General features: G+C 49.7%; 3 protein-coding genes. All 3 read right to left on the bottom strand.

Going from position 1 to position 6,075, the window contains the following annotated elements; translation table 11 throughout:
* Positions 1 to 1,467, bottom strand: a 1,467-nt coding sequence (locus J0895_RS22745; RefSeq protein WP_207090274.1) for a CheR family methyltransferase, incomplete at its 3' end; no start/stop codon positions are given.
* Between the two features lie 477 nt (positions 1,468 to 1,944).
* Positions 1,945 to 3,300: a response regulator gene (locus J0895_RS22740; protein WP_207090273.1), complete on the bottom strand. Its 1,356-nt coding sequence runs from the start codon at positions 3,298 to 3,300 to the stop codon at positions 1,945 to 1,947.
* Between the two features lie 189 nt (positions 3,301 to 3,489).
* Positions 3,490 to 5,643 carry a lytic transglycosylase domain-containing protein gene (locus J0895_RS22735; RefSeq protein ID WP_207090272.1) on the bottom strand — a complete coding sequence of 718 codons (2,154 nt, stop codon included), beginning with the start codon at positions 5,641 to 5,643 and terminating at the stop codon, positions 3,490 to 3,492.
* Between the last annotated feature and the right edge of the window lie 432 nt (positions 5,644 to 6,075).

Genomic DNA, 6,075 nt, shown 5'->3' with positions numbered 1-6,075 from the left:
TAAGGCAGTTCTCCGCATTTTATTCGCTCTTTTTAGGTCAGATTCTCGTTCATAAATTGCGCCTAGTTCTAGATAAGCTGATAGAGAGAGCGGCGCTAAATAAAGAATTCGCTTTAACCAATATTTGGCCCGATCCAACTCTCCTTTTTCCTCAGCAATATGAGCCATGATGTAGTAAGGTTGAACCGACAATGCATCAATGGAGATAGCTTGTTGACAATAGCGTTCGGCTTGATGATAGTTTCCTAGGTTAGCATAAATTTTAGCAATCAGATAATAGGCTTGAAAATGTCGAGGCTGCAATCGAACAATATCTTGGAAGGTCTGGAGTGATTCGTCTAAGCGGTCCGCATTAAAGAGGGTTTCAGCCTTTTGCAATAGCACACTGATGTCAGAGTTTTTAAGAGTCAGGTCGGGGGAAGATGTGCTAGACTGATAGCGTGGCGGTTGGTATCTATGCCGGGGTATATTGTTTTTAACTGGCTCGAACTTCGGAGGGGTGGCGCTACCGGAGGAGGAAGGTAAGGGGAAGGATGAAGGGAGGTTATACCCTTGATAGGGAGAGACGGGGATATTGACGGAAGAGTTATCTCGGCATTGATAAACCACAGACTGGGCAAAAACTTTTGGGGTAAACTGTTCCAAATTCTGCCCGTGAAGTTCGGCATGAGCCGTCATCAAGTATCCACCGGGTCGGAGGGTTTTGGCAAATTTTCCTAAAATTTCACCAATCACCTCGTATTCAAAATAGACAAAGACATTTCGACAGATAATTAAATCTAGATGAGCGAGATCACCTGTCAAATCAGGAAAGCGATCGCGGGCTAAATTACCCACCCGAAACGTGACTAACCGGCGATATTTTTCTTCGACTTTCCATTGGTTTTTGCGTTGCTGGAAATATTGGGGCAGGCGCTCAGGTTCTATCATCCGAAATGACCAAGGGCTATATAGTCCTTGTTGCGCTTGAGAAATCGACTCGTGATTAATATCCGTTCCTAAGATAAAAAGATTCCAGTTTTCCCAGTCGGGAATCAGTTGAGTGAGCAGAATTGCCAGAGAGTAGGGTTCTTCTCCGGTGGAACATCCAGCACTCCAAATCCGCAGGGAGGGTTTGGCGTTTCCAGCGGATCTACTAATTTGTCGTTGATCCGCAATCAGTTCCGGTAAAAGGACATTTTCAAGGAGCCAAAATTGACCACTATCTCGAAAAAAATAACTTTCACCCGTGGTTAAGAGGGTGATTAGTTCTCTCCATTCTCCTTGAGCGGCGATTCCTGAAAAGGAATTATTTGGGTCGATACCTCCCTCTAGTAATTTATAATAATCTTCGGGGGAGGATAATTTAAGGGTGCGTATCCGAGACCCAAGTTTACGACATAAAGCCTCTCGGTCTTGAGTCCTGATTCGCAAACCCGTATAGTCAGAAATCAGTTGGACAAAAAGTTGTATTAAAACTTCACTCATTTATTTATAGAAACTTTGAGAGGCAAGCTAGGGTTGTAGAACGCAGTCTGAAGAAAGGCGAATACCAGGAATGGGAGGAAAGCGGGCCGTCTAGGGGGTAGCATTCCTCAAAACTGGGTTCAGGGGGGAGGGGCGCGATCGCAATGAAACGCCGGGGTAGGTTGCGATCGCCTTCGATTCACAAAAACCCATTCCCATTTTGCTCGGGATTGGCTCGGATGAGCAGGGACAAGATGAAGTTAAAACGATCAGGTATCAGTTCAGTTCAGTTCAGTTTAGTACAGACCCTATTCTATTGTTATAGCTGTTTTCTGGGGATTCGTGCCAGACCCAAATTGAGCCTGGAGGCGATCGCGGGTTCCGAGACGGGAGTCTGGGTCCATGAATCGCGCGGTAGATCACAAGAAACCCTGAAGTTGAGGGGTGAGTGGTAATTAGGAGCCCGAGGACCCCTGGGGCGATCGCCCGGGGAATGCGTTATGCCAGCGCCGGAAAACCCATATCAGGGAGGGGGTTCGGGAGTTCGGAACACTTCAGGTATTTTTCAACCATTTGCAGCACCTTGTCCGCCTCGGGGGGCTTACTGAGAAAATCTGAAGCCCCATTTAATTTGGCCCTTGTGCGGTCAATAATGCCATCCTGACTGGTGAGGATGACAATCGGGGTCTCGCGAAATAGGTTGCTTTGACGTAAAAAATTGCAAAGATTGTAGCCATTTGTCTGGGGCATAACCAGATCTAAAAAGATAAAATCCGGCTTTTTCTCTGAGAGGATGGCCACCCCTTGCATGGGGTCCTGAATGGCGATCGTATCGTAACCGGCAGGTTGGAGGATCCGAGCGAGGACCTCTGAAACCAGGGGACTATCATCAATACAAGCAATCAAGGGTTTTTTGGGGGCTACCGCCGCCCGAACGATGCGCCACTGTTCCAGAGGGGAAGGCCAATCGGAGACCGTTTGTAGAGAGATTTTACCCTGTTCTACGAAATGATGTAAAGTTCGGGTCACACCCACGATGGATTGCTTGCGCTCGATCGCCAGGTCCCAAATCGTATTTTCACCGTTGAAGAGGGTGTTGAGGGTCAAAAATGATTGGGAACTGACTTGTTGTTTGAGCTGAGTGGGATGGCTTAATACCGGGGAAAAGTCTGGGCTAATGTAGTGTAACCCGAGTTGTTCCCACTGTTCCCAGAGCTGTTCGGCCTTCTGAAACACCTGGGCCACATCCAAGGCGGATAGGGCGATGTTACTGGGGATCTGTAAAGACTCCAGGGGCAGGGGGTGCCAATGGGTGCTAATTTTGGCATAGCTGGCCAGGTTGAATAAGGCTTCTAAACTACTCGTGCGAATGAGGGCTTTGGCATGAGTGGGACTGAGCAGATGTTGGTCCATTCCCGGTTTCAGGAGTTGAAATTCCCAGGGTTCTCCCTGGGCCACATCTTTGGGATCGACAACGAACTTGGGGCAGTGTTGTCGCAACGCCCTGGACCACCGCCGGACCCGGTGAACACTTTCAGTAATGTAGACTAACCGGCCCATGACGAGGTAAAATCGCCACTGGCGTTCCCCCGAGCAAGGACGGCATGGTGGAGCCTGACCTTGACCAACTGTGGGGGAAGCACTATCACTCGTTCGGGTCAAGCGGTCTTTCCCCGAGGACTGATTCGGTCGCCCCGGGGGGCGACTGCGAAGGGGCTGAGGCCCTGGATCCGGGGGCTGGGAAGAGCGAGTGCATTCTTGAGCGACAACGAGCCATGTCCCCGTCACTTTTTGCTGCATTAGCGCGGCTAACTCACCAGCAATTTTTGCACAGCCTAAAGACTCCAATATCATAAGTAGCCGCTCTTGAGTCGATTCTCCATCATTAAGTTAGCCCGTTTTGAGGAGTTTGGACATCCGTATATTTCCCGATCCCATTTTTTTTCTAAAAGGGCGATCGCCCCAAATCTTGCCGGTTGGTTGTCCACAGGGTAAGATTTGCCGGGTTCGAGGTTCGGTTACCTCAAGAACTGGGGGGGAGAGTTATTGTCCGAGTTTCTTGGCAATTTCGGGGCTGTATAGCCGCAGATAATTCCAGTAGTTCTCAAAAACGTACTTGACGTAACCTTGGGTTTCGGGGAAAGGAATCTGGGTAGCGAACTCATCGGGATCGTTAAATCCAAATCGTTCGATCCAGGAGGCTACATTAGCAGGGCCGGCATTGTAACTCGCCACGGCTAACATTGAGTTATCTTTATACTGCCCATGAGTAAAATCTAGATACCAAGTCCCGATGTTAATATTATCCACCGGGTCTTCTAGATTGTGATTTTTGAGTCCCATGTTCTGCGCTGCCCAGGACCCGGTTTCGGGCATAACCTGCATCAACCCGACTGCACCCACGGAAGACCGAATTTTTGGCATAAATCGGGACTCTTGGCGCATTAATGCCGTTACTAACAAGGGATTCATTTGTTGTTCCTGAGCGGCATTCTGGATCAGGTCAACATAAGGAAAGGGATAAAGCGCTTCCCAATAATGAGGTTGTGCCTTGATTTGTTTGTACTGCTCTTGGTCCTCGGGTTTGTCTCGCCACCGCAGACTGGACAACATAAAAATTCCATCCAGATTATCTCCAACCCCAAGGCGAATCAACCCATCGGTAAACTGCTCAGGGACTGAGGGTTCTCGGCGATTGGTAAATTCGACCTGCCAGAGGGTCCAGGCATCTTGGTCTTGGCCGAGGAGGTATAGTTCTTTGAGGAGCTTGGATCCGGCTGGGATTTCAACCCGTTCGGTTTGAGCGACGATCGCCGGAGTCAGGGCCCTGACATTGGTGAAGTCACCCACATCCCATCCTAATAACACGGCAGATCGCCAAGCATAGTAGGATTCTGTATGGTTAAACAAAACCTCTTCGTAGGTTTGGCGAGCTTCCTTGCTCAACCCCAGGCGCTGCGCCCACTTTCCGGCCCAGAACCCCGCTTCCGGAGCCAGTTCGCTATCGGGGTTTTCCTGAAGGATTTCCAAAGCCCACTTCCGCGCTTCCTCGAACTTGCTGATCGCGACACTTTGTTGGGCTAAACTCCATCGCAGTTCGGCGGCGCCTTTGGAATTGCTATACTCACTGAGCAACTTGTCCCGGGCTTCTTTGCCTGCACTGAGGCTTCCCAGTTCATCCAGGACTTTTGAGCGTGCGAAGAAGGCTTCTCCGGCTTTGTTGGGAAAGCGGTTAATCAGTTCATCGATATAAGTTAGGGCTTCTTTGGGTTCGACCAAGGTGATCAGTCGCTCTAACCCCATGCTGGCTTCTTCGCTGTCGGGAAAGTCTACGAAGAGTCGTTTGTAGGCTAAGATGGCCCCGCTGTTATCACCAGAGAGCTGACGTCCTCTGCCGAGACGATAAGCGCTCAGGGGGTTCCAGGTGGCGAAAGCGTAGGCTTCTCCGCCTTTGCCATAGTCTTGTTTTTCCCAATAGCCAAAGGCGATCGCATCCCAATTTTCTGCCGTGAGGCGATCGCGATGTTGACGGCCCAGTTTTTCCAGATAGGATTTGTAATTGTCTAGGTAAAAGCCGTGGTTGGCGATCGGCAATAATAAATCCAGGCCATTCGGATTTTCTTTTAAGCGGGTTTGAGCGATTTCCATACTCTTGGGGTGAGCTGGGAATTTCTCCAGGGCCTGGTCCCAATATTGGGGGTTGCTTGCACCCAAGGCGTAGAGTGCTTCAACCACCACCGGAGAATCGGGATACGTTGCCAGCAATTCTGTCCAAGTTTCCCGCGCTTGGGCTGAATTGCTCGTCAGTTCATACCCCTGGGCGCGTTTAAACAAAATGTAGGGGGCGAGCAGATCATAGTCGTTTTCTAAGTCTTGGAGCCATTCCAGGGCCTGTGCTGCCTGCCCTTGTTCGAGTAAATCGTTGGCTAACAGATAACGAGCTTGGGCGCGATCGAGACCCTTGCCATCGATCGCCAACTGTTCTAACTGACTCGCTCTTTGCTCCTCCGGCATCAGCGCCAAAGGTTTCACCGCAGACTGGTGACTGAGCTTTCCCCCAAGTGTCAGCATTTTTGGAGTGTTCTGACTCCATTCAATCCATTTCTTCATGGGTACAGCAGCACCGATTAACACAATCCATAGCCCGATGCCAACGGCTATCGTTACCTTGTTGGATCTTTGCTTTTTTCTAAACATCAAGTTTCCCCCTCCCTGAGCTGCAACAGCCTTATTTTAATTTTTTCGGTGAGAATTTGGTGGGTCGAGTCAACTGAGTTGACCCGACGAGTCTATCTGGGAATCGTCAAACTGGGGTGGTCCGATGAAGCTCAACTCATGCCTTCACCGCTCAAGGACACAAGAGAAACACGGTAGGGCTGGTAGCCTCGCGCTCTAAAGAAGCGAGGTGGAAAGCCCACGCGAGCGGTTTTAACCGCCTATCGCATTTTTCTGCAATGCTCTACCCTTATAGAATATCATTAGGCAGAGACAAGTTTTCTGGACAATGATGCGCTACCCAAATTCGGTGAAAAACCGGCAACAGTGGCAGTAAGCGCAGAAAACGTGTAAAGCGTGGGTTGTTTAGAATTGGAACGTTTGGATATATCAATGCGGGCTGTAATGGCGCGT

This window comes from Phormidium pseudopriestleyi FRX01, from assembly GCF_017313335.1.
Taxonomy (GTDB): Bacteria; Cyanobacteriota; Cyanobacteriia; order Cyanobacteriales; family Laspinemataceae; genus Laspinema; species Laspinema pseudopriestleyi.
This window is presented reverse-complemented; position numbering and strand designations above follow the sequence as displayed.

Bases quoted from the DNA above. Each gene is read 5' to 3' on its own strand.
- J0895_RS22740 (WP_207090273.1), bottom strand. From the start codon at position 3,300: ATGATATTGGAGTCTTTAGGCTGTGCAAAAATTGCTGGTGAGTTAGCC.
- J0895_RS22735 (WP_207090272.1), bottom strand. From the start codon at position 5,643: ATGTTTAGAAAAAAGCAAAGATCCAACAAGGTAACGATAGCCGTTGGC.